The sequence below is a fragment of the Streptomyces sp. NPDC088725 genome (assembly GCF_044751305.1).
In the GTDB taxonomy this organism is placed as follows: domain Bacteria; phylum Actinomycetota; class Actinomycetes; order Streptomycetales; family Streptomycetaceae; genus Streptomyces.
Genome location: NZ_JBIVLO010000003.1, coordinates 246955 through 272688, shown reverse-complemented (window position 1 = coordinate 272688; position 25734 = coordinate 246955). Strand labels below are relative to the sequence as shown.

Annotated in this window: 26 protein-coding genes and 1 pseudogene; 10 read left to right on the top strand and 17 right to left on the bottom strand. The window is 66.2% G+C overall.

What is annotated here, in order from left to right; all coding sequences use genetic code 11:
- Positions 1-37 precede the first annotated feature (37 nt).
- From ACIP6N_RS08250 to ACIP6N_RS08225, 6 genes are all read right to left on the bottom strand, one after another.
- Positions 38-592: a hypothetical protein gene (locus ACIP6N_RS08250; RefSeq protein ID WP_401813860.1), complete on the bottom strand. Its 555-nt coding sequence runs from the start codon at positions 590-592 to the stop codon at positions 38-40.
- Between the two features lie 126 nt (positions 593-718).
- Positions 719-1498: a succinate dehydrogenase iron-sulfur subunit gene (locus tag ACIP6N_RS08245; RefSeq protein ID WP_401813859.1), complete on the bottom strand. Its 780-nt coding sequence runs from the start codon at positions 1496-1498 to the stop codon at positions 719-721.
- The gene (sdhA, locus tag ACIP6N_RS08240; protein WP_401813857.1) at positions 1498-3252 is read right to left on the bottom strand and encodes a succinate dehydrogenase flavoprotein subunit; all 1755 of its coding nucleotides are present in this window, start codon (positions 3250-3252) and stop codon (positions 1498-1500) included. The genes ACIP6N_RS08245 and sdhA overlap by 1 nt, the downstream gene beginning before the upstream one ends.
- 20 nt (positions 3253-3272) lie before the next feature.
- Positions 3273-3776 carry a succinate dehydrogenase hydrophobic membrane anchor subunit gene (locus tag ACIP6N_RS08235; protein ID WP_401813856.1) on the bottom strand — a complete coding sequence of 168 codons (504 nt, stop codon included), beginning with the start codon at positions 3774-3776 and terminating at the stop codon, positions 3273-3275.
- Between the two features lie 5 nt (positions 3777-3781).
- Complete coding sequence (gene sdhC, locus ACIP6N_RS08230; RefSeq protein ID WP_401813854.1) at positions 3782-4162, bottom strand: succinate dehydrogenase, cytochrome b556 subunit; 381 nt, start codon at positions 4160-4162, stop codon at positions 3782-3784.
- 201 nt (positions 4163-4363) lie between these two features.
- A complete protein-coding gene (locus ACIP6N_RS08225; protein WP_401813853.1) occupies positions 4364-4951 on the bottom strand; it encodes a 2-oxo-4-hydroxy-4-carboxy-5-ureidoimidazoline decarboxylase in 588 nt (195 codons plus the stop codon).
- A gap of 266 nt (positions 4952-5217) precedes the next feature.
- Between ACIP6N_RS08225 and ACIP6N_RS08220 the strand changes: the two genes are divergently transcribed.
- The 4 genes from ACIP6N_RS08220 to ACIP6N_RS08205 all read left to right on the top strand — a co-directional run bounded on the left by ACIP6N_RS08220 (position 5218) and on the right by ACIP6N_RS08205 (position 9812).
- On the top strand, positions 5218-6837 hold the full coding sequence (locus ACIP6N_RS08220; RefSeq protein ID WP_401813852.1) for a glycoside hydrolase family 20 protein: 1620 nt from the start codon (positions 5218-5220) through the stop codon (positions 6835-6837).
- A 175-nt stretch (positions 6838-7012) separates the two neighbouring features.
- Positions 7013-7645 carry a hypothetical protein gene (locus ACIP6N_RS08215; RefSeq protein WP_401813850.1) on the top strand — a complete coding sequence of 211 codons (633 nt, stop codon included), beginning with the start codon at positions 7013-7015 and terminating at the stop codon, positions 7643-7645.
- A 537-nt stretch (positions 7646-8182) separates the two neighbouring features.
- Positions 8183-8605, top strand: a complete 423-nt coding sequence (locus ACIP6N_RS08210) for a hypothetical protein (RefSeq protein WP_401813848.1) — start codon at positions 8183-8185, stop codon at positions 8603-8605.
- A gap of 793 nt (positions 8606-9398) precedes the next feature.
- Positions 9399-9812 carry a hypothetical protein gene (locus ACIP6N_RS08205; protein ID WP_401813847.1) on the top strand — a complete coding sequence of 138 codons (414 nt, stop codon included), beginning with the start codon at positions 9399-9401 and terminating at the stop codon, positions 9810-9812.
- Between the two features lie 373 nt (positions 9813-10185).
- Here the strand turns inward: ACIP6N_RS08205 and ACIP6N_RS08200 are convergent, their stop codons facing one another.
- The 5 genes from ACIP6N_RS08200 to ACIP6N_RS08180 all read right to left on the bottom strand — a co-directional run bounded on the left by ACIP6N_RS08200 (position 10186) and on the right by ACIP6N_RS08180 (position 14207).
- Positions 10186-11307: a methyltransferase domain-containing protein gene (locus ACIP6N_RS08200; RefSeq protein ID WP_401813845.1), complete on the bottom strand. Its 1122-nt coding sequence runs from the start codon at positions 11305-11307 to the stop codon at positions 10186-10188.
- Entirely contained in the window at positions 11304-12263 is a 960-nt protein-coding gene (gene tgmB, locus ACIP6N_RS08195) for an ATP-grasp ribosomal peptide maturase (RefSeq protein ID WP_401813844.1), read from the bottom strand. Before tgmB ends, ACIP6N_RS08200 begins: the two co-directional genes overlap by 4 nt.
- A 35-nt stretch (positions 12264-12298) precedes the next feature.
- Entirely contained in the window at positions 12299-12568 is a 270-nt protein-coding gene (gene tgmA / locus ACIP6N_RS08190) for a putative ATP-grasp-modified RiPP (RefSeq protein ID WP_401813842.1), read from the bottom strand.
- 671 nt (positions 12569-13239) lie between these two features.
- The gene (locus ACIP6N_RS08185; protein ID WP_401813841.1) at positions 13240-13773 is read right to left on the bottom strand and encodes an NUDIX hydrolase; all 534 of its coding nucleotides are present in this window, start codon (positions 13771-13773) and stop codon (positions 13240-13242) included.
- Positions 13758-14207 (bottom strand): ATP-binding protein, encoded by a 450-nt coding sequence (locus ACIP6N_RS08180; protein ID WP_401813840.1) that lies wholly within the window; start codon positions 14205-14207, stop codon positions 13758-13760. The genes ACIP6N_RS08185 and ACIP6N_RS08180 overlap by 16 nt, the downstream gene beginning before the upstream one ends.
- A gap of 364 nt (positions 14208-14571) precedes the next feature.
- Between ACIP6N_RS08180 and ACIP6N_RS08175 the strand changes: the two genes are divergently transcribed.
- The 3 genes from ACIP6N_RS08175 (at position 14572) to ACIP6N_RS08165 (ending at position 17128) form a co-directional block, all read left to right on the top strand.
- Positions 14572-15345 (top strand): aminotransferase class IV family protein, encoded by a 774-nt coding sequence (locus tag ACIP6N_RS08175; protein WP_401813839.1) that lies wholly within the window; start codon positions 14572-14574, stop codon positions 15343-15345.
- Between the two features lie 64 nt (positions 15346-15409).
- Positions 15410-16360, top strand: coding sequence for an SUMF1/EgtB/PvdO family nonheme iron enzyme (locus tag ACIP6N_RS08170; RefSeq protein ID WP_401813837.1), 951 nt, complete (start codon positions 15410-15412; stop codon positions 16358-16360).
- Between the two features lie 414 nt (positions 16361-16774).
- Positions 16775-17128: an Lsr2 family protein gene (locus ACIP6N_RS08165; protein WP_401813835.1), complete on the top strand. Its 354-nt coding sequence runs from the start codon at positions 16775-16777 to the stop codon at positions 17126-17128.
- A gap of 214 nt (positions 17129-17342) precedes the next feature.
- Here ACIP6N_RS08165 and ACIP6N_RS08160 read toward each other — a convergent pair whose 3' ends face one another.
- Both ACIP6N_RS08160 and ACIP6N_RS08155 read right to left on the bottom strand, forming a co-directional pair.
- Positions 17343-17741, bottom strand: a complete 399-nt coding sequence (locus tag ACIP6N_RS08160) for a hypothetical protein (protein WP_401813833.1) — start codon at positions 17739-17741, stop codon at positions 17343-17345.
- The gene (locus ACIP6N_RS08155) at positions 17738-18145 is read right to left on the bottom strand and encodes a hypothetical protein (RefSeq protein WP_401813832.1); all 408 of its coding nucleotides are present in this window, start codon (positions 18143-18145) and stop codon (positions 17738-17740) included. Before ACIP6N_RS08155 ends, ACIP6N_RS08160 begins: the two co-directional genes overlap by 4 nt.
- A gap of 293 nt (positions 18146-18438) precedes the next feature.
- Here ACIP6N_RS08155 and ACIP6N_RS08150 point away from each other — a divergent pair.
- Both ACIP6N_RS08150 and ACIP6N_RS08145 read left to right on the top strand, forming a co-directional pair.
- Positions 18439-18985: pseudogene (locus ACIP6N_RS08150) on the top strand (RNA polymerase sigma factor); the annotation flags it as partial.
- A gap of 442 nt (positions 18986-19427) precedes the next feature.
- A complete protein-coding gene (locus ACIP6N_RS08145; protein ID WP_401813831.1) occupies positions 19428-20681 on the top strand; it encodes a hypothetical protein in 1254 nt (417 codons plus the stop codon).
- 185 nt (positions 20682-20866) lie between these two features.
- Here ACIP6N_RS08145 and ACIP6N_RS08140 read toward each other — a convergent pair whose 3' ends face one another.
- Positions 20867-21805, bottom strand: a complete 939-nt coding sequence (locus ACIP6N_RS08140; protein WP_401813829.1) for a L,D-transpeptidase family protein — start codon at positions 21803-21805, stop codon at positions 20867-20869.
- 258 nt (positions 21806-22063) lie between these two features.
- Between ACIP6N_RS08140 and leuE the strand changes: the two genes are divergently transcribed.
- Complete coding sequence (gene leuE / locus ACIP6N_RS08135; protein ID WP_401813828.1) at positions 22064-22729, top strand: leucine efflux protein LeuE; 666 nt, start codon at positions 22064-22066, stop codon at positions 22727-22729.
- Between the two features lie 86 nt (positions 22730-22815).
- Here leuE and ACIP6N_RS08130 read toward each other — a convergent pair whose 3' ends face one another.
- The 3 genes from ACIP6N_RS08130 to ACIP6N_RS08120 are packed head-to-tail and all read right to left on the bottom strand — an operon-like array spanning position 22816 to position 25384.
- Complete coding sequence (locus tag ACIP6N_RS08130; protein ID WP_401813826.1) at positions 22816-23391, bottom strand: hypothetical protein; 576 nt, start codon at positions 23389-23391, stop codon at positions 22816-22818.
- Positions 23388-24641: a hypothetical protein gene (locus tag ACIP6N_RS08125; RefSeq protein WP_401813824.1), complete on the bottom strand. Its 1254-nt coding sequence runs from the start codon at positions 24639-24641 to the stop codon at positions 23388-23390. Before ACIP6N_RS08125 ends, ACIP6N_RS08130 begins: the two co-directional genes overlap by 4 nt.
- The gene (locus tag ACIP6N_RS08120) at positions 24638-25384 is read right to left on the bottom strand and encodes an ABC transporter ATP-binding protein (RefSeq protein ID WP_401813823.1); all 747 of its coding nucleotides are present in this window, start codon (positions 25382-25384) and stop codon (positions 24638-24640) included. Before ACIP6N_RS08120 ends, ACIP6N_RS08125 begins: the two co-directional genes overlap by 4 nt.
- Positions 25385-25734 lie beyond the last annotated feature (350 nt).

Genomic DNA, 25734 nt, shown 5'->3' with positions numbered 1-25734 from the left:
TCGGATCACCGGGCACCCAACGCCCCCTGCACAGGCGTCACATGGCGCTGAGCGAACGGGCGTAGCCGATCTGCCCCATCACCGTCTGGACGGCCAGAGGATGCGTGGCGGGCACCATCGTGGCGTGGTGGCGGCCGCCGCTGGTCACCGTGATCTGGACGAACCCGGTGGTCGTCTTCTCCTTCATCAGCAGGAAGAGCAGGCCGAGGAAGCAGAAGAGGAAGAAGACGACGGCGAGGACGATGGCGTACGGCGGGATCCTCTCCTCCGTACGGGACAGGTCCGTCGCGCTCCACACCGCGCCTCTGAGCGGCAGTACGCCGGCGGGCGTCACGATCGCGTCGTTCACGACCGTGATGTCACCGATCGAGACCAGCGGCATCCCGTTGCCGGGGACCGCGTGGGGGCCCGCGCCGGGGTAGCCGTACCCGGGAGCCGGGGCCGGATAGCCGTACCCGGGAACGGCGTTGGCATAGCCGTATCCAGGTGTGCCCGGCGCCCCCGGCACGCCAGGCATGCCCGGCACGGAGTCCTGCGGCTGCGCCGGACCCCACGTGTACTCCCCGTCCGCGTACGGATTCGGCTCGCTCATCTCTCTCCCCGTTCCCCGGTCATCCGGCCGGGCCGGCGCCCGTAGGGACCGATCCTGGCACAGAAAGGGCCCGCTTCCGTACGGCTTGCGTACGGAAGCGGGCCCTCCGGAGAGTCGCTGGGCGGCTCAGAAGCGACGCGTGATCAGCGCGCGCTTGACTTCCTGAATCGCCTTCGTGACCTCGATACCGCGCGGGCAGGCGTCCGTGCAGTTGAACGTCGTACGGCAACGCCACACGCCGTCCTTGTCGTTGAGGATCTCAAGACGCTGCTCGCCGGCCTCGTCACGCGAGTCGAAGATGAAACGGTGCGCGTTGACGATCGCCGCGGGGCCGAAGTACTGGCCGTCGTTCCAGAACACCGGGCACGACGACGTGCACGCCGCGCACAGGATGCACTTGGTGGTGTCGTCGAAGCGCTCGCGGTCCTCGGCGGACTGGTAGCGCTCGCGCGTCGGCTCGTTGCCGCTGGTGACGAGGAAGGGCATCACGTCGCGGTACGCCTGGAAGAACGGGTCCATGTCGACGATCAGGTCCTTGAGGACCGTCAGGCCCTTTATGGGCTCGACCAGGATCGGCTTGACCTTGCCGGTCTTCTTGTCCGGCGTGGTGATGTCCTTGATCAGCGTCTTGCACGCCAGCCGGTTCTTGCCGTTGATGCGCATCGCGTCGGAACCGCAGATGCCGTGCGCGCAGGAACGCCGGAAGGTGAGGCTGCCGTCCAGGTCCCACTTGATCTTGTGGAGACCGTCGAGCACACGCTCCTTCGGATCGATGTCGATCTCGAAGTCGTCCCACGTGGCCTCGTCGGAGACCTCGGGGTTGAAGCGCCGGATGCGGAACGTGACCGTGATGAGGTGGGAGGCCGCGGAGGCCGACTCGACCCGGTCCATGGTCTGGGTGGACATCAGTACTTACGCTCCATCGGCTGGTAGCGGGTCTGGACGACCGGCTTGTAGTCGAGACGGATGGACTCGCTGCCGTCGTCGCCGACTTCGCGGTACGCCATGGTGTGGCGCATGAAGTTCACGTCGTCCCGGGTGGGGAAGTCCTCGCGGTAGTGACCGCCGCGCGACTCCTTGCGGGCCAGCGCCGACACGGCCATCACCTCGGCCAGGTCGAGCAGGTTGCCCAGCTCGATGGCCTCCAGCAGGTCCGTGTTGAAGCGCTTGCCCTTGTCCTGGATGGACACGTTCCGGAAGCGCTCGCGCAGCTCGCCGATCTTCTCGACCGCGGTCTTGATCGTCTGCTCGGTGCGGAAGACCATGACGTTCGCGTCCATGGTCTCCTGAAGCTCCAGACGCAGCGCCGCGACCCGCTCCTTGCCCGTGGAGTTGCGCAGGTGCTCGACCAGCGACTCGACGAACTCGGCCGGGTTCTCCGGGAGTTCGATGTACTCGCTCTTCGCCGCGTACTCGGCCGCGGCGATGCCGGAACGGCGGCCGAAGACGTTGATGTCGAGCAGCGAGTTCGTACCGAGGCGGTTGGCGCCGTGCACCGAGACGCACGCGACCTCGCCGGCCGCGTAAAGCCCGGGAACCACCGTGGTGTTGTCCGCGAGGACCTCACCCTGGACGTTGGTGGGGATGCCGCCCATGGCGTAGTGCGCGGTCGGCTGGATCGGGATCGGGTCGGTGTACGGCTCGATACCGAGGTACGTACGCGCGAACTCCGTGATGTCGGGCAGCTTGGCGTCCAGCTGCTCCGGCGGCAGGTGCGTCAGGTCCAGGTAGACGTGGTCGCCCTCGGGACCGCAGCCGCGGCCCTCGCGGATCTCCGTGTAGATGGAGCGCGAGACGACGTCACGCGAGGCGAGGTCCTTCATGACGGGCGCGTACTTCTCCATGAAGCGCTCGCCGTCCTTGTTGCGCAGGATGCCGCCCTCACCGCGGGCGCCCTCCGTCAGCAGGATGCCCATGCGCCAGATGCCCGTCGGGTGGAACTGGAAGAACTCCATGTCCTCCAGCGGCAGTCCGCGCCGGTAGCAAGCGGCCTGGCCGTCACCGGTGAGGGTGTGCGCGTTGGACGTCACCTTGAAGAACTTGCCGGTGCCGCCGGACGCGTAGATGACCGACTTCGCCTGGAAGACGTGGATCTCGCCGGTGGCCAGCTCGTAGGCGACCACACCGGCGGACACCTTCACTCCGTCGACCTCGGCCATCAACTGGTCGAGGACGTAGAACTCGTTGAAGAACTCCACGCCCTCCTTGACACAGTTCTGGTAGAGCGTCTGGAGGATCATGTGGCCCGTGCGGTCCGCGGCGTAGCAGGACCGGCGGACCGGCGCCTCGCCGTGGTTACGGGAGTGACCGCCGAACCGGCGCTGGTCGATGGTGCCTTCGGGCGTCCTGTTGAACGGAAGGCCCATCTTCTCCAGGTCGAGGACCGCGTCGATGGCCTCCTTCGCCAGGATCTCGGCGGCGTCCTGGTCGACCAGGTAGTCGCCGCCCTTGATCGTGTCGAAGGTGTGCCACTCCCAGTTGTCCTCCTCCACGTTGGCGAGCGCGGCGGCCATGCCGCCCTGCGCCGCGCCCGTGTGGGAGCGGGTGGGGTAAAGCTTCGTCAGCACGGCGGTACGGCTGCGCTTGGTCGACTCGATGGCCGCGCGCATACCGGCGCCACCGGCGCCGACGATGACTGTGTCGTACTTATGGATCTTCATTGCTCTCGTCAGCCCCGGCTTTAGACGATGTTCGGGTCGAAGGTGAAGATCACCAGCGAGCCAAGAAGGATGGTGAACACCGTGGCGGTGTACAGCAGGCCCTTGAGCCACAGCCGCGTGGTCGTGCTCTCCGCGTAATCGTTGACGATCGTACGGAGGCCGTTCGCGCCGTGCAGCATGGCCAGCCACAGCATCAGCAGGTCCCAGACCTGCCAGAACGGAGACGCCCAGCGGCCGGCCACGAAGGCGAAGCCGATCTTGGAGACGCCGCCGTCGAGCACCAGCTGGATGAGCAGGTGGCCGAGGACCAGCACGACGAGGACGACGCCGGACAGCCGCATGAACAGCCAGGCGGCCATCTCGAAGTTGCCACGGGTCGACTTCGGGGTCTTGGACGTACGGCTGCGCGGCGCCTCGAGGAACGGGGCCGGGTGGTCGACGTCGAACCTGGGTGCGCCTTCGACGTCACTGACCGCCGTGGCGGAGGAGGGCGACGGGGATGCGGGGGTGGTGTCTGCGGACATCGGACTCAGCTCCCGAATACTTCGCGAAAGGCGTGCCCGAGCACGGGGTAGAGAGCACCGACCATCAGGACGAGCCAGATGCCGACCGCGGTCCACAGCATCTGCTTCTGGTAGCGGGGGCCCTTGGACCAGAAGTCCACGGCGATGACGCGCAGGCCGTTGAGCGCGTGAAAGAGAATTGCGGCCACAAGGCCGTACTCGAGCAGCGCGACGACCGGGTTCTTGTAAGTCGCCACGACGTCGTCGTAGGACTCAGGAGAAACTCGGACGAGAGCGGTGTCCAGCACGTGTACGAACAGGAAGAAGAAGATGAGGACGCCGGTGACTCGATGAGCCACCCAGGACCACATTCCTTCCCGGCCGCGGTACAGCGTTCCAGCCGGCACGGAAAAACCCCTCCGGGAGCGGTGATCGGGGCCGGCCGCCATCTTCTACTCAATCAAGCACAGTGGTGTCGGTCGCGCCCGGCCGGGTACGGTCCACCGGCCCTGGCCATCGTAGCGACGACATGTCTGTTCGTTTGCCCAGGGTCCGCAGGTGTGATCAAACAGGCAGCAAAGAGCCACGTACGGGCTATCGGAGCGCCCTTATGTCCGACCTGCGGGGGATACTGTATGCAATTCCGCGCCCGATTCCGGTTGGCGGCCGGGTCGGCGGCCGGGTCGACAGCCGGTCAGGCCGGCGATCGCCCGCGGGATCCGGCTCCGGGCCAGGCGGCGCAGCTCGTCGGCGGCAACGGAACGTTCCTTGTCGGGGTCGTGGGAGAGCCGGGTGTGGATCTCGGCCAGCACGTGGTTCAGGCAGTCCTCCGGCTGGTGGCCGTCGAAGCTGATCACGAAGGCGTGCCCGAACCTGCTCTCGTACGCGGCGTGCGCCGCGCGCAGCGCCGTCTGCGCGGCGGGCGGCGTGCCGGGGTGCGGGACCACCGGCGACTCGCGGGCGAGTGCTTCCGTCAGATCGGCGAACGACAGGTCGTAGCTCGCCTCGTCGGCGGCCGCGAGCAGGACGTCGAGCGTGGCGTACGGGCGGTGCCCGGCCAGCCGCTGGGCCCAGCGGCGGCTGCCGCAGCAGCTGAGCAGCGCAGCCTCCGCGGCTTCGGGTGACGCGGCGTTGAAGCGGCCGAGGCCGGGCGTGTCCAGCGTGAACTCCTCGAACGCGGCGTGTCGTCGGCGCAAGAAAGGAAAGCAGGAAGGAATGGAAGAGGCGAGGGCGGCGGGGGACGGCAACGTTACCGATCTATAGAGGGACCTGTCCGACGCTTGCTCGATTTTCACCCGGAAGGAAGAGTTTCGGATCGCGAAATGGACGTCGGCGTGGGACGTTCACCGTAGCTTCGCCTCTGTTTCGTCATATTTTCGCCGTCCATGGGAGGTTTCGAGTGAGGTGGCCATCAGAGCGCGGCCCGGGCGTGGGCAGGACCACCGCGAGCAGGAGGGCCGGAGTGCGGAACGCGGGAGCGGCGACGGCCGTCGCGCTGGTGGCGGTGACGGTCGCGGCCTGCGGAAACAGCTCGTCGAACGGCAGCGGCAACGGCTCCTCGCGCAGCGCCACGACCCCGCCTCCCGCCGCGTCCCCCGCCACACCGTCCCCGGCCCGGAGCGCTGCCTCACCGACCCCCTCGCCCACCGGCCCGCTCTCCACCGCGCCCCGGACCATCCCGTCCGTACGGACCCACGAGGCGGCACGTGGCCCCGGCTGGAAACCGACGGCCTCCGGCGGAGTCGTCATCGCCCGGGGAGCCGCCGGGGCCGGACTCGCCGACGAGGGCAAGCTGATCGCGCAGGAGCTGAAGATCCCCTACCGGGGGACCGCGGCGGCGCGCGCGGGCGATGTCGAGCTGGCCCTCGCCAAGGGCGGCGCGGCCGAGTCGTACACCCTCACCACCACGAACGGACGAGTCCGGATCGTCGGCCCCGACCAGGCGGGCGTCTTCTACGGGACCCGCACGCTCAAACAGTCCGTACGCGCCGACGGCGAGATGCCCGCGGGTGTCGTACGCGACAAGCCGGACCGTCCGCAGCGCGGGCTGAACCTGGACATGGCGCGCAAGTACTACACCGAGGGCTGGATCGAGGACCGGCTGCGCGAGATGGCCGACCTCAAGCTCAACCAGCTGGGCCTGCACTTCTCCGACGACCAGGGCTTCCGCATCCAGTCCAGGACCCACCCGGAGATCGTCTCCCGGCAGCATCTGTCGCAGGCCCAGGTACGGAAGATCCTCGCGCTCGCCGACCGGCTGCACATCGACGTGGTCCCCGAGATCGACTCCCCGGGCCACCTGGGCGCGGTGCTCGCGGCCCACCCCGAGCTGCAGCTGCGCAACGCGAACGGGGTGGTCACGCGCGGAGCGATCAACATCGGGCTGCCCGCGTCCGCGCGGCTCATCGATGAGCTGGACCGCGAATTCGCCGCGCTGTTCCCGTCCCACTACTGGCACCTCGGCGCCGACGAGTACCAGGCGCTGGTGGTCTCCGACCCCCAGGCGTCGTATCCGAAGCTGGCCGCGCTCGCCCGGCAGAAGTACGGCAGCAAGGGACGGGTGCAGGACCTGGCGACCGCCTGGACCAACGCCCGCGCGGCCGTGGTCCGTTCGGTCGGCAAGAGGCCGAAGGTCTGGAACGACGGGCTGTTCGCCGGTGGTGTCGTGGCCCCGGCCAAGGACCTCCAGGTCGAGTACTGGACGGGCCGGGAAGCCGGTGCGCGGCAGCCCGTGGCGTACCTGAAGGAAGGCCGTCAGGTGGTGAACCTGAACGACGAATACCTCTATTACGTGCTCGGGCAGCCGAACAACTTCGTCTATCCGACCGGTCAGCGGATCTACGAGCAGTGGACCCCGCTCGTCCTGCGCGGCACGAAGCCGGTGTCCGAGACCTACTCGAAGCAGATCCTCGGCGGCCGGCTCGCGGTGTGGGGCGACTTCCCGAACGCCCAGACCCAGGACGAGGTGGCGCGGGGGATCGCGATGCCGCTGCGGGCCGTGGCACAGAAGACCTGGACTCCGGGCAAACCGCCGCTGAGCTGGACCGCGTTCAAGACGCTCGGCACGCGACTGGGTGGCTGAATCCAATGAGACGGAGGCGGTGTCCGAGCCGCCTCCGTCCTCTTTGCCCGGCTGAAGTACCCCATCCACACGGTCATTTGGGATGTCCGGGTGCGGATCGGCGGCACAAGTAGTGACGTATTTCAGCCGTCCGGCGCAGTATGAGGCAGTGCTGCGTCCGTGACGGGAGACGACCATGAGTCTGGTGAAGCTGATCGCACAGTCGGATGAGCGGGGCCTCGCCGCGAGCGGGCTCGGCTGTCTCGACCGGTGTCTGCCCCTGCGGGCCGAACGGGCCGGTGTGCTGAAGCCGTTGTGGGTGGGGATCGTGCGCGGGCCGGACGGCTGGCCCGCGCGGCTGGCCACCGCGCGGAGCGCGCTGGAGACGCCGGACGGGTCGGAGGCGCCGGGCTCCGCCGTCGCGGCGGCGCTCGTACGGACGATGCTCGAATCGGCGCCGTCGGACTGGGCCGCCGGGCCGCTGCGTACCTGGGCGGACACCTGCTCCCTCGTGGCGCTGGAGATCCACCAGGAGTTCGACACGCAGGGCGCCGGTGGCGCGGGCCGCGCGGTCCCGGATGACTCCGCCGAACTGCTGGCGCGATGCCGCGAACAGGAGATCGAGACGGCCGGCGCGGCGGACGGGATACCGGGAGCCGATGGCCCGGGACCGCTCGTCACGGGCGAACTGCGCCGCCAGACAAGGATTCTGGAGATCCTGGCGGAAACGCCGGGCTCGCCGGGACTGCGCCGGGTCATGGATCTGTCGGCCGAGGGACAGCGGGTGCTGCGAGCCGTGGTCTCGCGCCGGGCACGGGCGGGAACCTGACCGATTCGTGCCCGCCTCGCGGCCCGTATCGCCGGTCCCCTGCGCCGACCGCGAGCGGGCAACCGGGCCGTTCGGAGGCCGGCGGCGGAGGAGTTCCGGGAGGACGACCGAGGCCGCCACCCCTGGCTCGGCTGACCAATAAAAGGCCTCTGACCAGTCATTTTGCCGTCTGGCCAGAGGTTCTCGCTTGCTCCTGGATCGGTCTCTATCTGGCTGTTTCTGGCTGTTTCTGAGTGCTGTTGGTCATGCGTTGGTCACGTGACCAACCCGGCGGGACAGCCCGCACGGCAGCCTCACGGTGGGAAGTCGAACCCTCCGACTCAACGGCTGTCCACGCGACCCGCACGGCCCGGGACCCCCAGCCGGGCGCCTGTCAGTCAGCGGCCTCGCTCTCCCGACTCACCGGGTTGAAGGCGAGCGTCCGCGCATCGCGACCTCCAAGTAGCGCAGCATGCAACGAAGTTGAGGTGGTGGGCGATCACGGTCTGTGGCAAGATTGCCGCGCGAGGAACCTTTCCAGAAAGCCATCATTGCGCCGTGATGTTCAAACAACTCGAAACGCCTAGAGAGCGGATTGCGATGAGCCTCGCTGAGGAGCAGGGATTCATGGTCGAGAAAAAAGAGTTGAGCGAGAATGAACTCCAGCTTATTTCTGCGGCAGGCGACGGAGATGGGATCGGTTTCTTGCCGCCTGAACCCGAGCCCGACCTTACGCCGCAGGGCGACATGGAGAACCCCGACCCCCTCTGGGTGTTCCAGCAGATAGACCATGACATGAGTGGTCAATGGAATGAATCAGGTATTTTCCCCGATTTCTTTGGGGTCGACGAGGCGGCTCCGGCGCCCGCTGAGCAGGAACCGACGCCCACTCAGCAGGAACCGGCGCCCACCGAGACGGGTGACGACACTGGCTCCAACGACAGCTGGTGGAACCCCCAGCACCTCCCCGGGGAGCTCTGAAGCGGGAGGCCGCACGTTCTTCAACGAGAAGTGCGGTGGCTGAAGCTCCGGGGTGGCGTGGGGCGTAGAGCCGCGAGGTGGCGGGCAGGGGGAGGAGGAAAGCGAGTCATGCGGGGCAGGGCGTGTGGTCATACTCACGGATACGGCTGCACCGCCACGCCGCTGATTTGGCAAACATGCCGATCAAAAGGGTCCGACTCTCCGGAGTTGGACCCTTAAGGCGTAACCGCGCAGTTCAGGTGCTGACTGCCGGATCCGATGGGCGGCCCTCAGTGCTCTCCGGAATATCTGGTCCGGTGCCGAGAGGGGATCGCGCGCTCATCGCGGAGGGTGACCGTGTCGCGTGGCCTGATGACTCGTCAGCGGGTTGTGCGAATTCGGGGCCTTTTTTGCTCACCGTTTCGACCCGAAGTATGAACTTCAAGATCCTCAGACCTTCGCGTTAATTTGCACCTGCGTACTCATGTTTAACTAATCGGAAGCCATCATTCCGCCCCTTCAGGGAGTACTCGCAGTGTCCAGTCGTCGTATGCCCAAGCCGCACGCAATCGTCCCGCCTGCGGCAGTCGTCCCGCACACGAGCGGGCAGTAAAAGGTAGCGGCTGTAATCGGGTTCGGACTTCTGGCCACTGCTATAGCAACGGCTGGAGCCATGTTCATGACGAACAATGACTCGGCGACTCCCGCGCAGAAGGGCGGAATTACATGACCCGCCCCGGAGGGTGACGGAAATACCCTGCGACTGTCGGCCGATCAGCTGAACGCACTCATAGCCGAGGCCACGAGCCGCGGAATGTCCTCGAAGGAAGCTCGCGCCTACGTGTACCGCACCCTTGGCTACACGGACCCGGGCACGGCAAAATCGGCCCCGAACCAGAACACGGAGAGGGACGCCGGTGGGCGCTCAATCTTCAACCTTGATATAGGCCATGACGGTAAAGTCCTCGATGACCTGGTCGATGAGATCCCAGGAGATATCGAGCTGCCACCGATCTATTCGCCGTTTCCCGACACGATCGGCATTCCCGCGCTCCCGCCGGGGGGATGGCCGCAGCTTCCTCCGGTTGTGGACGACCCGGCAACGGAGCCCCCGAGCCAGGACCCGGAGCCGGTCCCGGATCCAGACCCGGAGACTGCTCCCGCCCCCGACCCCGCGCCTGACCCGGAGGTCGAACCGGTCTCGGATACGCCGCCTCAGGCGCTGTAGGGCAGGAGAAAGGGTCCTTCCGTGCTGAGGCAGCAGAAGACCAGCCGGACACCGGCGCTCCTAGACGCCGGGCCGCTTCTCGATCTCCTCAGCCGGACCATCCCTGCTCGCGCGGGGAGCACGCGGCGTGCCGTCCGGAGCGGGCCACTCTGGTGGGACCATCCCTGCTCGCGCGGGGAGCACACTTCCTGACCTGCCTTTTCGCGCCCTGCGAGCGCCATCAGGAGTCAACCAGCTCCGGTCAACAATAACGGCAGCGTTGCGTCGCCGTACTGACAAGCACGTTACTTGTCGGCAGCTAGCCAGCATCTCGGCGAGCCCGGTTCCCCTGGGACGCTCCACCTCAGAGCGTCAGACACCGAGGCCGTTGTCGTCACAACGGCCACGAACGGTTGCCTGGCGTGTCGAGCCAGAGGGTGTGTGCGCCGTCTGCCTCGACCGTCAGGCCGTACCGGGCGACGTTCGGACGGCCGGCGCTCACCCAGTCGTTGAGCAGGGGCTCGCGCTCGGCCCAGAGGTCACGCGGGCCGCCGTGCTCCAGGCGTGCTGTCCGGACGTCGAGCAGCGTGATGCGAGCCCACGACGATGTGTCTGGCTCCCAGAGGCAGCGCATTTCCTGACCTTTGTCGTTCTTGAGCACGATGGTTTTGACAGTGGGGTGGATGAGGGACGGAAGGAACTGGGCCATGTCGCCCCCGAGGCCCGTGGGAAGGCTGATCTCCCGCGTGTCGCCGGTGGAGGTGAGAACGGCGTTCGTGTGCTCCTGAGATGTCGCGTTGGTGCTGTGTGTGTCCGGCCGGGCCACCATGAAGGCCGCCAGTTCGGGGAGGAAGCGGCCTTCTGCTCGGTGGTCGCGGTCAACCACCAGGCGCATGACGCCGAAGCCGAGGTTGGCAACAATGATCCCGCCGGAACGGACTTGCTCCCGCCACGAGTTCGGGATGCGGCCCACGCCACAGGTGGCCAACAGCCTGTCGTACGGCGCGCGGTGCGCGCAGCCGGCCATGCCGTCCCCGGCAAGCAGCTCAGGGGTGCAGCCCGCCAGTTCGAGGCGATCGCGCGCCGCGTTCACGAGGTCGGGGTCGATATCGACCGAAACGACATTCTCGTCGCCGAGGCGGTGAGCCAGCAGAGCGGCGTTGTATCCGGTACCGACACCGATCTCCAAGACCTGGTCGCCGTCCGCGACGTCCAGGGATTCGAGCATCGTGGCCATGAGGGAGGGACGTGTCGAGGAACTGGTGGCGACGCCGGAGGCGTCGAACTGCGTCAGCAGCGATACATCCCAGTAGGCCGCGGTGAGCCACATCGGATCAGGCTGGCCGTAGTCGTGCAAACCCCCTTTCGCTCGCACCGTGAACTTGGGCACGAACATGTGCCGGGGCACACAGGAGAACGCGTCAATCCAGCGCTGGGAACGCAAGGCCCCCGTAGCGATGAGCTGTTCCGTCATCATTCGGCGCAGCTCGTCAGGAAAAACGGCAGAAGTGGTCATGGGGTGCCTTCCAGTAGGTCAGCGAGTGCTCGGGTGATGGGGGCCCGCAGCTCAGGGATGAACCCCCACTGCCCGTTCGGATTCACGTCGACCAGGTGCCAGGTCCCCTGCTGGTTAACGAGAAAGTCCAGAGCGGCGTAACGGAGCCCGAAAGTGCCCAACAGCTCACGAACTCCGGAGGTGACTGAGCGCGGCACGTCGCAGGGTTCGTATGTGTGGCTGTCGTAGTCGGTACGAATATCTACTTGTGCGGCGTCTGACGTGCTGTGGATCTTGGCCGCGAACATCTGGCCGGCCACGACCGTCAGGCGAATCTCATATGCCTTCGGTATCCACTCCTGGAATTGGTGGGCGGTCAGGTTGACCTGATCTGTGATCTCATTGGCACGAACTTTGGTGGTCCACAGTGCGTACGGCTCACCGTCGACGCCACTGGGACCTCTCGTACCGAGGGCCTTGTACGCGGCGACCTGGGAGGGCAGCTTCGAGATGAAGGCGCGGGCCTCGGCCGGGTCGTTGGTGATCAGCGTCTCGGGGATGGTCAGCCCGCACCGAACTGCCGTTGCGAGGGCGACGGGTTTGACGCCTGCGGCAGCGTTTCGCCGGGGGTGATTCAGCCAGGTGCATTCCAGCGCGGCGAGCACGCCGCCGAGGCCCACGCGGGCCTCGGCGGCTGCCCATTCCGCGTCCGGCCCCGACAAGTCGGGGTGGAGGCGGTATTCCGACGGACGCCGGTAGTAGACGGAACGAACGTGACCGAGGTCCAAGTCCCGGTGCTCACCGCGCAACCTGCCGTCCCAGGAGCCTCGTTGGGAGCTGATTCGCGCCGTCGCGATCAAGCTCTTGGGGAAGTCTCCGGGGTCGAGCCGGTGAACGGGTACTCCGCGGTCGTTGAGTTCCGCTATCACCAGATCGGCAGTCGCATCTTTGGGGCCGGTCAGAACCAGGACAGTCATCGGTCAATCAATCCCTTCGCTCAGTCGGCCGGTCGTCAGTCCGTGTCGTTGCTCGTCTCTTCGTCGAGCTGGCTGTCCTCGGTGGTCTGGCTCACCGTCTCGAAGGCGGACTTCATCGACGGGGCGTGGATGAACGGCTCCCCGCCCGACGTAACACTGATCTGCCGCTCAGGGCAGAGGACGAGGGCGGGGATGATCTCCGAGCCCGGCCGCACGGGGACGGCCCTGGAGAGGCCGAACGGGCGGACGGGGGACGACGACAGAACCGGAGCAAGTCCCGCGCGCTCCATGAGCTGTGACGACATGGTTCTCTCCTTATTTCTGTTGGTTTTTTCAGGACCCGCCCTGGCTTCTCGACCTGTTCTGCTACACGGGGGTTGGCGAAGGAGCCAGGGCGGGGGTTCGTCCCGCCCCTGCCAGGGATGTGAAACACGCGGGGGAGCGAGGTTCAGATGCGTCTGGCAGGGGCGGAGTCTGTGTGGGCCACGTATGGCCGGGAGGAAGGTCTGCACCTGCCCCGGCCCGACCTCCCCGCCGATTACGAGGGTGCCGGGGCAGGCGGTATATCCGTTCTCTGCCGAGTGCGTGATGTCGGGGAGAACATCTCGCCAGTTCGGCCGGCAGGGAACGAAGTCGAAGAATCGCGGTTGTCGCGATGAGTGTTCAAGTAGCCTGTCGATAAACTGTGGCACTCTTTTTCATCAGCCACGGCGGCATACCGGCGAATCTCAAAATCCTGGTGCCAGGCTCGCTTGCCGCTCTCATGTCCTCTACCTGGAAAAACTCGCCGTTGACGTGAAGGAAATCACCGACGCGCACTTCGGTGGGGGACAGTTCCGTCCGGATGGCTCCGGGCGGTGTCGAAATGCGTCTCGGCAGTACGCGATGATGCATCAGGTCCTCCAGACAGCTATTACGAGCACGCTACTCAGTGACACCACACAGATCAGGTGCGCAATTTGGTGGTCGCGGTGAGTCAAGGTGAGACCACCAGGTGGCTCAGTAAACGCTCCCGCAGAAGAAAGTTGTCGAGTTGGTCAAGCGGTCGCCACTGGGCCCGCCCCGCTGTCTCCATGGAGGGAATCAGTGCTCCGGAGTGGGCGCGGAACAGGTACCGGAAGCCGAAACGCAACCGCGACTCGTCCTCGGCTGGCGACACGTCGATCACGAAAGGGCCCTCCGCGCCGGGGACCGTCCACACGTCGTAGATCCCAGCGAACTCCTCCAGCACACGAAGTGCGGTCCTGGCGAGCGAGTCGTCCTCTGGTTGAGGCGGGTCCTCAGCGAAGCCCCACCCGGCGCCGTTCCTCAGCATGAGCACTCGCGCCTGCTCATCGACCAGGAGGGCCCCGACCGTGATCAGTGGACAGCGACCGTCATGGCAACAGAGCTGCTGGCGGGAGTGGTCGAGCAGGGCATCGAACAAGGGCTTCAACCCCTGCGCTTCGCCGGGATTGTGAAAGACGTGGCCGTTTATTTCCTTCATGACATCGCTTACCGGGACTGGCATGACTGCCTCTCCCGCTCAGGTCCGAAGGCGATCAGCTCAGCCCAGACGACCTTGCCCCAGCGGCGATGGTCGGCGCCCCAGTCGGCGGCGATCTCAGAGATCACAAGCAGGCCGCGACCAGACTCTTCGTCACCCTGTGGTTCTCGGATGATCGGAGCGACACAGGACTTGTCGGAAACGAGAATGCGTACGCGACCCGCTGCCGGCAGAGTGATGCCAACGCGGATGTCCCGACTCCCACTGTGCTGCACCGCGTTGGACACCAGCTCGGACACGATCAGCCGCCCGGGGTCGACGAGGCAGCCGAAGTTCCAGGTGTGCAGGGCAGCGCCGATCAGCAGACGTGCTGGGCGGGCTGATGCCGCCGCGCACGGCAGCGTCTCGCTGTAACCGGGGGCGCCGGTTGCGCTCGGCCGAGTTACGGTCCTGGTCACGCGACCTTCCCCTCTGAAGTGGTGGAGCGCTCGGCCCCCTCGGGGAAAAGAGCCGAGTGCGCTCACCGCGCCTGTCTGGGCTCAAGGGCTGAGGCCCCGCAGCGAACCCGATGCTGGGCATCGGCTTGACGCTCGTCACGCTGGCCATAGACCCTTCAGCGCTATATGGGCGCGAGTTGTCTCCGTCGTCTAGGCTCGCAAATGAGTGGATTGCGCCCTAAACCTCTACGTCACCATCCTGACGCAGACAGTGACGCAGCCGGTATGGCGTCCCACTGTCGTGGCTCTGAAGTTTCACTGAAGTTAGATGCTGGGCGGGCTCTTGGGGCGTTGGCGCACCCGGCATCACTGTCATGCTGGGTGCATGGCAGAACTCAACGGTCGGCCGCTGGGGTTGGAGCAACTCCAGACGCTCGCGCTCACCAATTACGGTCACTTCACCAGCCTGCGAGTGGATGAGGGGCGTGTCCGCGGCCTCGCGCTTCACCTGGACAGACTCGTGCGCGACTGCCGAGTGCTGTTCGGAGTGGACTTGGACACCGAGCGTGTGCTCGGGTTGATTCGGCGGGCGGTGCCGCCCCACGGCGCTACCACGATCCGGGTGACAGTGTTCGACCCGGCCACAGACTTGGGTCGCCCAAGCGCGGCCGTGGACCCACAAATCCTCGTCACGGAGAGGGCGGCGGGAGCCCTCCCTCTGCCGGCGCTTCGCGTTCAATCAGCCACATACGCACGTGACACTCCTGAAGTGAAGAGTGTCGGGCTCTTCGGATCGCTTCGTGCGCGCCGTACGGCTCAGCTCAACGGATTTGATGATGCGTTGTTCATTGATGGCGACGGACTCATTGCGGAGGGCGGCACGTGGAACATCGGATTTTTCGATGGTGATCATGTGATCTGGCCGGATGCTGACTGTCTTGAAGGTGTGACCATGAAGCTTCTTCAGAAGGTCCACGCACACCGGGTAGGGCCGGTTACCATCGACGACCTTCCCTCGATGCAGGCAGCCTTCGCGACCAACGCCGCCATCGGATTGCGTGCCATCGCGCAGATTAACGAAAATCACCTCTCCGTTGATCACTCCATCATCGAAATACTCCGCAAGGAGTACAACGGCATCGTCGGTGACCTTATTTGAATCGATGTGCGAGTAACTAATTGGCGATAGTAAGTTTTACTTGCGCAGAAGTGGGGAGCGGGATATGGCCACGGTCGAACGTTGGACGGGGAAGGAGTCTAAAGCCCTACGAAAAGCAAAGAGGATGGGAATTGATGCTTTCGCTGAACATTTGGGCGTGAGTGAAAGGACCATCTCTACGTGGGAAAAGCGGGGTGAGGATATTTCTATTCGTGACGTTAATCAGGCGGCGTTGGACACATCGCTGAAGGTCTCCAGTCCTGATGTGCATGAGCGTTTTGTTGCTTTTGTAGGAGGGTCCGATAGTGTCCTGCCGATGTCAGGAGCAGCCTCTGGGCAAGTGTTGCGTTCACAGGAGCAAGAGCGTCATCCTGGCGACGGAAAACAGATGGCGCTGGTTGACGCTGGAGTCTTCCTGAGTGGCAAAGAAAGAAAACCCACATGGCTCCCATCCTTCTATATGGATATTTTTCCTGCTACCTGTTCCGACTACTCTCGTTTTGTAGTCGCCACCGGCCATCAAGCACCGGACAATTGGGTAAAAGGGAAGTGCCCGGACACGCTCTTCGATCACCCTGTCACCTTTGTCACCTGGCATGATGCTACTTCGTACGCCTCTTGGGCGGGCAAGGGGCTCCCTAGCTCCCAGCAGTGGGAAAAGGCTGCGAGAGGAGTGCGAGGCGACTCGCATCCGTGGGGATGTCAGGCCACGCCTGCGAAATGTAATTCACGCGAGAGTGGCCCAGGCTCCACTACTCCGGTAAGCCGTTATCACAGTGGCGTAAGCCCATATGGGGTATACGACATGTGCGGAAATGTGTGGGAGTGGTGTAATTCTCGAACCGAACCTAACCGGTACGAATTGAAGGGTGGCGCGTTTACGAGCCCCTTCTCCAGGGCCGCTCCCTCGTCTTTCAACGACGCGTCATCAACCATGCTTGATGATGACACGGGCTTTCGCTGCTGTATTTCTGAGACTGCAATGCATGCATTGTTGAAGCCGCGCGACCGCTGAGTGTATAGCCGACATCCCTCTACGAGCTGGTAGCCCGGATTGAATTGGCGGAGCCCGACCAGGTGGGTTGAGATGTCTACACCGCTCGTACGCGCACCGCCTGCCGGCCTGCGGCCGAGCCGGATCGGACTTCTCCACATTGATGTCGCGCGGGCTCGCCTGGCGGTGAATGACGTCCTGGGCGCCGAGGAAGCGCTCACGAGCGCCTTCAGGGTGGCACCTGAGATGACTGCTCCTTACTCAACGGTCGTGAAGTACTTCGGGTCCTTTCGTCATGCACCAGGGACCCGGCCCACGCTGATGACCATGGCGAAACGAGTGGGGCTGACCGACTAGCTCTGGTATGGCAATGCCTTCGACGATATCTGAGGCTCCGGCGTTTATGCGTATACCTGCTGCCGTAGACTGCTCTTCATGGCAAAGAAAGTGATTACGACGTATGTGGATGACCTCACCGAAGAGGCAAGCGAAGAGGTCAAGACGCACACCGTGCTTGTAGACGGGGCAGGCGTCGACATTGACCTGTCTCCGGACAGCTACGACAGGCTGCTTGAGGCTCTGAAGCCTTTTCTGCACGCCAAGGGCGCGCGGAAGGTGAGAGGCTCCGGTGCTGCGAGCGTTGGCAGCAGGCGTCGTCCTGTGACCTCGGGTGGAAGGGTGAACACTCCCACGATTCGTGCCTGGGCCAAGGAGAACGGCCACACCATCAACGATCGTGGCCGTGTGCCGGCGCCCGTGCGGGAAGCGTACGAGAAGGCCAACGCTTAAAAGTTCGAGGAAACCCACAAATTTTCGCCGAAGCCTCCTCCGCCAGGAGGGGGCTTCTTCTTCCTGTAAGGGCTCCGAGACCTGCAACTCTGATTTCCGGACGCCAATAATCCGAAATGTCATTCGTCTCACGCACTGTCGACATAACTCAATTGCGACTGTTAGACGAGAGGTCCGAGATTCATCGGATTCACTCGGGCTAACCGGGCATTGGCTATTCTGACCGATACGTCGTTATGGCGGTGCCCGGATCATCGTACCCGTCGACATATTCCAGGCCGTTCAGCCAGGCTGCGAGCTTCCCGACGCCGCGTTCGCATCGATACCGCACTGTCCGGTCAGTGACTCCTTGAAGGATGCCGGCCGTCTCGTCCGTCAGGTCTGCGCCGTACCGCAGGACAAGGGCTTGGCGCTCACCCGTCGTGAGCGGCGCTGTCCGCCACACGTGGCGGACAGCGGCAAGATGCGCGAAGAGGAGATCCGCGGACCGCTTGTCGACAGAGCCCTTCGGCATATCAGCGTCCGGGGCTGTCGGGCTGCGGACGCCGTACGCCGCCTCGGACGCCCAGACGGCAGTCAAGAGGTCTTCGACGAGACGTCGGCCGTAGGTCACAGGCCGCTCTCGGCCACGTGTCGGGCAGCCTCGTAGGAGACGTGATCAGACCGGTGCTTCGCGTCGGTCAGCCAGCGGTCGCGCAGCCGCTGAGGCATCCAGCGGTGCAGCATGCCGGCCAGGTCAGCGCGCGGTGGCGGTCCGTCAGGAAAAGGCTGGACCTCCCCGAGCTGTTCCGTCTTCACGACTGGCGTCTCAGCAAGGTCACCAACGATTTGGATGCGGGGGAGAACCCCGTAGAGGTTTCTGCCAATGTCCGGCATGCCACACCCGGCTACACCATGGCCCAGTACGGACAGCGCCGAGTCGAAGGTGCCCGCAAGCTGGCGGCCGGGGCGGCTCAGCGTATTGGCCTGGAGAGATTCGTGTGAAGCGCCGGGGCTGTTGGTCACGCTGTTGGTCACGGCGGTGGGTAGCGGCCCGTAACTTCGCAGGTCAGAGCGGTAGAAGATGCGAGGACGACCGAGGCCGCCACCCCCCACAGGAGAGGCCTCGGTCGTCGTCCGCCGGAGCCGCAGTGCGGCCCCGTACTCCTAACAGCGCCGGGCGTGCGTTTTCTGTCACACCGCATAACGTCAGCAAGTCGTCGCAGACTGTACAAGTCGTGGACGTGAGCCGGTGGAAGGCCGTAGCGTTCAGAGGTGCGTGGGGCAGTACGCGGCAGTGACCAGCTGCGATTTCAGGACAGGTTGTGGAAGTGCTGGGGGACGATGCGCAACTGACCGCCGCGTTGCTCGCGGCGCAGGACGGGGACGAGAACGCCTTCCGTACTGTGTACCGCGCCGTGCAGCCAAGGCTGTTGGGCTACATACGGACGCTGGTCGGCGACGCGGACGCCGAGGATGTCGCATCCGAGGCCTGGCTGCAGATCGCCCGCGACCTCAACCGTTTCAGCGGTGACGCCGACCGTTTCCGCGGCTGGGCTGCCCGAATAGCGCGCAACCGCGCCCTCGATCACATCCGGATGCGCGGCAGGCGCCCCGCGACGGGCGGGGACGAGACCGAACTGGCCGACAGGGCAGCCGAGTCCGACACCGCCGACGAGGCGATGGAGGCCCTGTCCACCGGCCGGACGATGGCCTTGATAGCCCAACTGCCGCAGGACCAGGCAGAGGCAGTGGTGCTGCGGGTAGTGGTCGGGCTCGACGCGAACAGCGCCGCGAAGACGCTGGGGAAACGTCCCGGTGCGGTGAGGACCGCCGCGCATCGCGGTCTCAAGCGGCTCGCCGAACTGGTGAGCGCGGACCTGCCGACCGCTCTCGGCGATCTCCAAGGGCTCGGGACCGGCCCTGAGAGGCCTGGGGAGACTGAGGAGCCGGCAGACTTCGAACGGCCTCGGGAGACTGGGAAGCCGGGAGGCCTCGAACGGCCTCGGGACCTCGAAGGGACCGGAGACCTTGCACCGCATGCGCGTCTTGAAAGGGCCGGAGAGCGGGCGGAGCGGGGCGAGTCGGGGGAGCACGAAGGAGCGGACGGCGACCTCCGTGGAGCAACCGCTTACCGTGCTGCGGGCGTTGCGGACCGGCCTGGCGGACCGAGCGACCGGACCACTCACGGTACGGGTCACGGCACCGCAGGTTACGGTGGCGGGATCGGCTCCGTACTCCCGCAGCGTGTCATCCGCCCGGAAGCGGCGGCCGTTACGGGTGTGACGCAATCGAGCGCACAGGCGCAGAAAGACATGTGATGGCCGACGAGCGCGACAAGTGGCTCGACAAGGCGACAGCGGAGAGACTGCTTCGTGGCGAGCCTGTCGAGGTTGCAGGCGGACATGCCAGGAGACGGGCGGAGGGGCTCGCCGGCGCTCTGCGCGGCCTGGCGCACGTCACGTACGCGAACGATACGGAAACCCCGGGCGAGGCGGCCGCGTTGACGGCGTTCCGGCGCGCCCGGGTGGCCACGGGCCCGCGCGACAAGGCCCCGGAGACGCACGCGGAGCGCGAGGCGGCCGCCGAACTGCCGGGAACCGTACGGCTCGCGCCCGTTTCGCGTGCCCTCCCCGTACCGTTCTTCCGCGGCTCGTTGGGCAGAGGGTTCGTGGCGGCCGCGGCCGCCTGCGCGCTGTGTACCGTGGCCGTCGCCGTGGGCACGGGGGTGCTGGGCAACTCCTCGTTCAGTAAGCGCGACCCATTGCCCGCGAACTCCGTTTCCCCGGTCGAGACGCTGAGTCCTGCGCCGCTCCTGTCCAGGGAGACGGGGTCCCCGCACGCGTCGGCCCCGTCTGACCCGCCATCCGCGGCGGGGACAGAGGCCGGTACGGCGACGGAGGCGGGGAGGCCACCCAGGTCCGGCCAGGGGTTCTCGGCGACGCGGGAGAGCGGCGACAACGGGGCCGGCGGTGAGGCGCCGGCCCCGGGCCGCAGACCGGACGGGCCGCCGGGCAAGTCCACGAACTGGTACCTGTCGGCTCTCGCCACCTGCCGCGACTACCGCAGCGGCGAGATCGACGCGGCGCGCAGGCGTGAGCTGGAGTCGAAGACGAAGGGACCGCAGGGGGCCGAAAGGTTCTGCGACCGGCTGCTCGGCAGGGGCGACGGCGGTGCCGGTGGGGGTGCCGGCAGAGGTGGCGTCAAGGGCGGGGACCGTGGCGAGGGCGTCACGGGCGGTGGCAAGAGCGGGGGTGTGTTGGCGCCGAGTGCGCCCGCGCACGTAGAGCCTGACGGGCACTTGTCGTTCCAGCCCCCGGAGCCGACGCCGACCGCTGCGCCGACACCGACACCCGGAGCCGGTGGTGGGGCCGCGTCCCCGCCGTCCGGGCCCCCGCCGCTCGGATTCGCGCCGACCGGAGTCCCGCAGTTCGCGCACGACGCGATCCGGGACGCGGGCCACGAGGTGACCCCGGCCGTGCACGCCGGCGTGCGCCTCGCCTCGGACACCGCGCCGTCGCGCTCCGGCCCGTCGCCACGGGGTGTGACATTTTTCGGGGGCCCGGCGCAGTAGTGAGTGAGCCGACTGGTCATCGGCGGCGCAACGAGCCGGGGTTCCCCCCGTACCTTCGGCTCGGCGCAAACGGCGCGGGCGGGATACGTTCCCCCGGTCCCGCCCGCGCCTTCACTTCTCGTCGCCGACCGCTCTCGGCCACCGGCGACGTCGTGCGCGTCACCGACGCCACACACGACGCATGGCTACTTGTAGACGACGACCTTGTCGCCCGTGCGGACCTGGTCGAAGAGCGAAGCGATCTTCTTCTCGTCCCGGACGTTCACACAGCCGTGCGAGGCTCCCGCGTAACCACGCGCCGCGAAGTCCGAGGAGTAGTGCACAGCCTGGCCGCCGCTGAAGAACATCGCGTACGGCATGGGGGAGTCGTACAGCGTCGAGACGTGGTGCCGGTTCTTCCAGAACACCGAGAACTCACCCTCGCGGGTCGGCGTGTACTCCGACCCGAAACGGACGTCCATCGCCGACTGCACCTTGCCGTCGATCATCCAGGCCAGCGTCCTGCTGGTCTTGTTGATGCACATCACCCGGCCCTTCAGGCACCGCGGGTCCGCCTTCGGCAGCGGGTTGGTCGTCGGCGGGCGCAACTCGTCCGCGGTGGGCGTCTTCGTCATCCCGAGCAGCTTCTGCCACGTGACCACGTCGGTCGTGCCGGTGCGCGGCAGCCCGCGCTTGTCCTGGAAGGACGAGACGGCGGCGGCCGTCACGGAACCGTAGAAGCCCGTGGGGTTCTGACCGAAGTGGCCGATCTGCCGCAGCCGCGCCTGGAGTTCACGGACCTGCTCGCTCTCGGCGCCGCTCGCCATCAGCGTCCTGGGCTTCGGCGCGGCCGGTGCGGGGGCCGGGGTGTACGTGGGCAGGGGCGCCGGCTCCGCGCTCTTCGTCCGCTGCGCGACGGGCTCGGCGGGCGCCTTCTTCGTCGGCGTCGGAGTGGGAGTGGGAGTCGGTGTCGGCGTTGGTGTCGGCGTACGCGACGGCTCGGCGGATGCCACGCCTGGGGTGTCGCCCGGCTTGGCGTCGAAGCTCACGGCTCTGCCGTTCGTCGGCTGCACCGTACAGCCAACGGCCGCGCCCACTACGGCCGCGGCGGCGAGCCCTCTGCGTAGGGCGGATGCGCTCAGCATCTTCGTCCCCTCTGTCTCCGGTCTCTCGCCGGTATCTCCGGCGTTCCATGGTGTGCCACCTGAGACAGTCTCCCCGCCCGCCATGGTTGCCCGACAGACCCCCGTCGCTACAGTCTGTCGTGAAGTCGTCATTACCGGTAAGTAGCCCGAGCGGCACGGCGGGTGCACACAAGGCCCGTGGGATGCGGGGCATATACGCGCCAGCGTCCCGACGGACGTGCACTGACGGGATCGCGCGTATGTGCGACACTCCGCTCCATGTTGGGTATTACCGATCTGCCGACCTACCTCGTCGGTGTCACTCTGATCGTGCTCCTGCCGGGGCCGAACTCGCTCTACGTCCTCTCGGTCGCCGCCCGGCGCGGTGTCCGTACGGGATACAAGGCGGCAGCCGGAGTGTGGTGCGGCGACAGCGTCCTGATGGCGCTCTCGGCGGCGGGCGTCGCGTCGCTGCTTCAGACCAACACGCTGCTGTTCGGCATCGTGAAGTACGCGGGCGCGGGCTACTTGACCTGGCTGGCGATCGGAATGATGCGCTCGGCGTGGGCACTGTGGCGCTCGCGCCGGGATCCCGCGAACTCAACGGATCTTGCTGAGGCGGCTGTTGAAACGACAGCCGCGGAAGAGCGCCCGTACCGGCGGGCTTTGGTCATCAGCCTGTTCAACCCGAAGGCGATCCTCTTCTTCATCTCGTTCTTCGTGCAGTTCGTCGACCCGAACTACGCCCATCCGGCGCTGTCCTTCGTCCTGTTGGGGTTCGTTGCCAACGTGATGAGCGCGCTGTACCTGACGGCTCTGATATTCGGCGGCACCAAACTCGCGGCCAACTTCCGCCGCCGCAAACGCCTTTCGGCCGGCGCCACAACGGCGGCGGGAGTGCTGTTCCTGGGCTTCGCGGTAAAGCTGTCCACGGGCGGCGCGTGAGCGGTCCGGCGCGAACTCACTCACCTCACGTCGGATGACTCATACGGGCTGCTGTAGCGGACCCGCCTGTCGGGCTGGTTCAGGCGTCAAGGCGAAGCTGAAGGCCGTGAGAACGCCGACAGAAGTGCGAGTGCGAATACGGCCACCGTGACCAGCCACGCGGTCATGCTGTCGGAGGGGTAGAGGGCAATGGCCCACCAGGTATGGGTCGCGTAGCCGTCGGGGTTGTAGGCGCGGCCGAGGATGAGGTTGATGACGAGGAGCATCAGCCCTGCTCCCGCTGCCGTGGCTTCGTTGGTGAGGCGGCGTGTGAGGAGCGCGAGAGCCAGCAGGAGCGTGACGTTGCGGGCGATGTCCATTCCGACCACCAGCCCGGCCGCGTGCGCGAGAGCCGCGGTGAGAATGACGGCACCCTGATCGAACCGGTGGACGGGCAGGACTGCTGTGGTCTCAGCTTCACGCAGTTGCCGTTCCAGGCAGTACATGACCGCGATGACGATCAAGACGGGTGTGAAGTAGGCGAGCTGGGCGCTCCCCGTGCCGCTGAACAGACTCGGGACAGGCACCTCGCTCGCCCCCATCGTCCAGCACACCACGACGAGCAGGGCGAGCGCCGCGGGGATAGCCCACCAGCGGCGCACAGCGATCGCATAGCGGTTCATGAGATGGCCTTGTCGCAGCGCTTTTGGCTCACAGCCGCCCTGGTGAACCAGTCGGCCTGTTCCTGCGCGGGAAGCCGGCGGATTTTCAGGAGTGCCGCCCAATCGGTGGGGGACAGCGCGGCCTGTACACCCTTCTCGTCCAATCCGACCACCAGGGCAGCCCAGGCGGCGGCGGGTGAGCCCGGCTGTCGGCAGTCGTTCACGCCGGCGAGCGCGGCGGTGCCGGTTACCGCCGATTCCGCCAGGTCGGCGGCGTACTGGGCAGGGTCTTGGTCACTGCCGAGTGGAAGCAGCGACCAGTACAACGGCCAGGTGCCCGGCTTGAGGGGAACCTTCGCGGAGGCAACGCGCAACTCTTGCGGGACGGCTACGCCAGCGTCCTTCAGCTGTCTGATCGGAGCCAGGGCGTCCCGCCGCAACTGTTCGGCGTAAGGCTCGTACTCCGGCGGTACACACACCCTCGGTGCTTGCCCGGTACAAGTCAGTGTCACCTCGCGGGGGTTTGAAGGGTTCTGGTAACCCCAGTCGATCACGGCAGCACGGCCTGCGGTGAAGGTGACTGCCGTCACGGCCAGGGCGATGACCACCGCCCAGGCGCGCCGGCGCATCCGGGCCAAAACCCAGAACGCGAGCGCCAGGCCCGCGACAACACCCCACGGCACCAGATAGACGGCTGGGCTGAGCACATCGGTGACGGTCGACTGCCCGTCGATGAAGCCACCCAGGTGCCGCATCCATGAATTGGACATCGCGTGCGGCATCGACAGCCACGCCCAGCAGCCAATGCCGATGACGGGGGCGGCGATACTCCTGGGCGTGATGAGCCCGAGGCACCAGCCGATGACCGACCAACCGAGGGAGAGCGCGATCAGGTGCGCTACAGCCAGCCACCCTGCCCCTCCGGGGAGCACGCCCACCGCGTGGTGGGCCACGGTGAGCGCTCCGGTGACGAGGACGAGGAGCAGGACCAAGACGGGGGTAACAGCCCTCAAGAGTTGCTGGACCGGGCCGCGTTGACCTGTGATGCTCAAAGCGCCCAGCAGACGGTGGCGGCCCGCCTCCCACGCGGCAGTCGCTGCCACGGCCGGGGCGATGACCGCGACGGCGTGGGCGGCCAGTTCGCCGGACTCGACATCGTACTTCGACGGTCCGGTGAAGATCGCGTCGTCGATGTACAGGCCTGCGTATATCAGGATGGGAAGAACCAGCCAGGGTGCGGCCGAGGCGCGGAGATTGGCCCAAGTGATCATTCGGCTGCCTCCAGGAGCGACGCGTAGGCGGCCTCCAGGCGCCGACCCGGCGCGCAGTCCGGCGCAGCGTGGCCGGCGAACTCCTCAACTGTGCCCCGGAACCTCGGTTTCCCCGATTCAAGGACCACGACCTCGTCGAAAGCTTCGTCGAGGTCGCCGATGTCGTGAGTCGAGACGATCACATGAACCTTGCCGCGCAGCGAGATCAGCAAATCGAGGAATCGGCGCCGCTGATGCGGGTCGAGTCCGACGGTCGGCTCGTCGAGAAGCAACAATTCTGCATCGTGTACGAGCGCTTGCGCGATGGCTATCCGCTGCTGCTGACCGCCGGACAGCGTCTTGACTCTGCTGTTGATTTTTTCGGTGAGGCCTACTCGTTCGATCGCCTCCGTCGCGGCGTTCCAGGCGTCCCGCTCCCGCATGCCCTTGAGCCAGCCCACATAAGCCACATGCTCTCTGCACGTCAGCCCGGGAAGGAATCCGGGACGCTGCGGCAGCCAGGAAACCTTGCTTCGATAGGCCCGCGTGTGTTTGCGGTTGGCCGGATCAAGCTCCCCATACTGGATGCGCCCCGCATGTGAAATCGAGGCGCTGGCGCCGAGGGAGAGCAGTGTGCTCTTGCCTGCGCCGTTGGGGCCGAGAAGGACGGTGTGGCCCGGCGAAAACGCCAGATCGAGCCGATCGAGGACCGGACGTGACCTGCGGCCGTAACGGAAGGTGCAGGACTGGTACTGCAGGGGCATGGGGGAAGACCTCGTGGCAGAAAGTAAGCCCCCTTGGGGGTGCGCCCGTGCGGTGCGGGCGCACCCCCAAGGGGTAGGGAAAGTGCTTAGTACGTTACGGTCAGCGACTTGACCGTGACATGCACCCCCACAAGGGCATCGTTGACAGCGAAGTAGTAGTCGCCGGAGCCGTGGTCGACCCATGTGCCGGAAGAGGTTGCCGTGCCGCTGGCGAAGCAGTTGGTGAACGACGCTCGCACGTAGGCGGGGTCCGGCCCGAGGGTGTCCTTGCGGAGAAGGACACTGACGCTCTTGTTGCTGTAGTCGTCCGAGCAGCCGGTGAACTTGATGCCGGTGGAACCGCCGCTGTC

Coding starts and splice junctions, on each gene's coding strand:
- ACIP6N_RS08250 (WP_401813860.1), bottom strand. CDS start 592: ATGAGCGAGCCGAATCCGTACGCGGACGGGGAGTACACGTGGGGTCCG.
- ACIP6N_RS08245 (WP_401813859.1), bottom strand. CDS start 1,498: ATGTCCACCCAGACCATGGACCGGGTCGAGTCGGCCTCCGCGGCCTCC.
- sdhA (WP_401813857.1), bottom strand. CDS start 3,252: ATGAAGATCCATAAGTACGACACAGTCATCGTCGGCGCCGGTGGCGCC.
- ACIP6N_RS08235 (WP_401813856.1), bottom strand. CDS start 3,776: ATGTCCGCAGACACCACCCCCGCATCCCCGTCGCCCTCCTCCGCCACG.
- ACIP6N_RS08215 (WP_401813850.1), top strand. CDS start 7,013: ATGAGTCTGGTGAAGCTGATCGCACAGTCGGATGAGCGGGGCCTCGCC.
- ACIP6N_RS08205 (WP_401813847.1), top strand. CDS start 9,399: ATGTCCTCGAAGGAAGCTCGCGCCTACGTGTACCGCACCCTTGGCTAC.
- ACIP6N_RS08200 (WP_401813845.1), bottom strand. CDS start 11,307: ATGACCACTTCTGCCGTTTTTCCTGACGAGCTGCGCCGAATGATGACG.
- tgmB (WP_401813844.1), bottom strand. CDS start 12,263: ATGACTGTCCTGGTTCTGACCGGCCCCAAAGATGCGACTGCCGATCTG.
- tgmA (WP_401813842.1), bottom strand. CDS start 12,568: ATGTCGTCACAGCTCATGGAGCGCGCGGGACTTGCTCCGGTTCTGTCG.
- ACIP6N_RS08185 (WP_401813841.1), bottom strand. CDS start 13,773: ATGCCAGTCCCGGTAAGCGATGTCATGAAGGAAATAAACGGCCACGTC.
- ACIP6N_RS08175 (WP_401813839.1), top strand. CDS start 14,572: ATGGCAGAACTCAACGGTCGGCCGCTGGGGTTGGAGCAACTCCAGACG.
- ACIP6N_RS08170 (WP_401813837.1), top strand. CDS start 15,410: ATGGCCACGGTCGAACGTTGGACGGGGAAGGAGTCTAAAGCCCTACGA.
- ACIP6N_RS08165 (WP_401813835.1), top strand. CDS start 16,775: ATGGCAAAGAAAGTGATTACGACGTATGTGGATGACCTCACCGAAGAG.
- ACIP6N_RS08145 (WP_401813831.1), top strand. CDS start 19,428: ATGGCCGACGAGCGCGACAAGTGGCTCGACAAGGCGACAGCGGAGAGA.
- ACIP6N_RS08140 (WP_401813829.1), bottom strand. CDS start 21,805: ATGCTGAGCGCATCCGCCCTACGCAGAGGGCTCGCCGCCGCGGCCGTA.
- leuE (WP_401813828.1), top strand. CDS start 22,064: ATGTTGGGTATTACCGATCTGCCGACCTACCTCGTCGGTGTCACTCTG.
- ACIP6N_RS08130 (WP_401813826.1), bottom strand. CDS start 23,391: ATGAACCGCTATGCGATCGCTGTGCGCCGCTGGTGGGCTATCCCCGCG.
- ACIP6N_RS08125 (WP_401813824.1), bottom strand. CDS start 24,641: ATGATCACTTGGGCCAATCTCCGCGCCTCGGCCGCACCCTGGCTGGTT.
- ACIP6N_RS08120 (WP_401813823.1), bottom strand. CDS start 25,384: ATGCCCCTGCAGTACCAGTCCTGCACCTTCCGTTACGGCCGCAGGTCA.